General features: G+C 80.4%; 1 pseudogene. It reads right to left on the bottom strand.

Annotated features, from left to right (window positions below):
* Nucleotides 1-296 (bottom strand): annotated as a pseudogene (locus GT042_RS01280) (PucR family transcriptional regulator); the annotation flags it as partial.

The following is a 296-nucleotide window of genomic DNA, read 5'->3' as shown; positions in this document are numbered from 1 at the left end:
GAGCCGAGGCGCCCGCCGCCGTGTCCTGGCCCGCGCCCTCCCGTAGCCGGGCCACCGCCGCCAGCGCCGGGGTGAGGGCGTCCGGCGAGCGCAGCCGTACGAGCAGGGCCAGCGCCACCTCGCCGCCGTACGGGAGCCCTTCGTGGGGGAGCGTGCAGAGCGCCGCCGTCCCGGGGACCGCCCGTACCGACGGTTCCTCGTCGCGCCACGGCGCCACGCACACCACCACGTGCGGCCCCTCCGCGCCCGGCCCGAGCGCCGTGCGCAGCGCGGTCACCGCCGTGTCGCGCTGCCAG

Origin of the sequence: Streptomyces sp. SID3212 (assembly GCF_009865405.1) — a bacterium.
Lineage (GTDB): Bacteria > Actinomycetota > Actinomycetes > Streptomycetales > Streptomycetaceae > Streptomyces.
Note: the sequence above shows the minus strand (reverse complement) of the source record. Positions and strands in the feature narration are given on the sequence as shown.